Origin of the sequence: Bartonella sp. MR30HLJHH (assembly GCF_042194195.1) — a bacterium.
GTDB lineage: Bacteria > Pseudomonadota > Alphaproteobacteria > Rhizobiales > Rhizobiaceae > Bartonella > Bartonella grahamii.
In genome coordinates, this window is sequence record NZ_JBHIMO010000086.1 from 1 (window position 1) to 968 (window position 968).

At 30.9% G+C, this 968-nt stretch carries 2 protein-coding genes; both read left to right on the top strand.

Annotation, left to right across the window (positions count from 1 at the left end):
- Positions 1–188 precede the first annotated feature (188 nt).
- Positions 189–539, top strand: a complete 351-nt coding sequence (locus tag ACFIKR_RS09435) for a type II toxin-antitoxin system RelE/ParE family toxin (protein WP_041581387.1) — start codon at positions 189–191, stop codon at positions 537–539.
- 1 nt (position 540) lies between these two features.
- On the top strand, positions 541–864 hold the full coding sequence (locus ACFIKR_RS09440; RefSeq protein WP_015856199.1) for a helix-turn-helix domain-containing protein: 324 nt from the start codon (positions 541–543) through the stop codon (positions 862–864).
- Positions 865–968 lie beyond the last annotated feature (104 nt).

Consider the following 968-nt stretch of genomic DNA (forward strand, 5'->3'; position numbering starts at 1 on the left):
TTATAACAAAACGGTTTTTTACATTTACGAGCATTGGTTTTTAAAAGCAGCTTTTCATAAGATAAATAAACAATTATGGTTTTTTGTTACCATTTTTATCAAGTCAATTTTATTAATAATAGTTATTAAAAAATCACAAAATTAAAATAAATATTTGAAAATATATCCATATGGGTATATTAGTAATCATGAGTAAAATAAAACGTATCATATGGCTTGGTTCTTCACTCAAAGATATAAAAAGTCTTCCTGATCTTATTCAACAAAGGATTGGTTATGCTCTTTATCTTGCTCAGATAGGAGATAGAGGAGAAAATGTTAAGGTTCTCAAGGGGTTTGGATCTGCCAATGTTCTAGAAATTATTGAACGCGATATTCAAGGAACTTATCGCGCTGTTTATACGATACAATATAAAAAATCTCTTTATGTGTTGCATTGTTTTCAGAAAAAATCGACCCGTGGCATTGCAACACCAAAACCAGACATTAATCTGATTAAAGAACGTCTCAAGTTAGCAGAACAATTAGAAGGGAATTAAAATGATCAATGTTTTTCACGGTAGTTCCAATGTTTATGCGGATCTTGGCTTTTCAGATTCCAGAGAGATGCTTATCAAAGCGCAACTTGCTCATAAGATTAGTCAAATTCTGAAAGAAAAGAACTTAACACAAAAACAGGCTAGTCAACTTTTGAAAATGACTCAACCAAAACTGTCTAAACTCTTAAGTGGAGAGTTTCGAGGAATTAGTGAAATGAAAATGCTTGAGTGTTTGGCAAAATTGGGAAACGATATCAAGATTATTGTTAATCCAAAAGAAGTTAAAACGCTTGAAGGACATTTTGAAGTTGTTTTTTCTTCTTAAACTTCTTTATGATTTGCTTTTTGGGGTCTATTCATACATGGCAATCTTATATAAAAAATGGTCAAATGAATCATGCATAAAAGTGTGGATTCTTAAGTGGATTC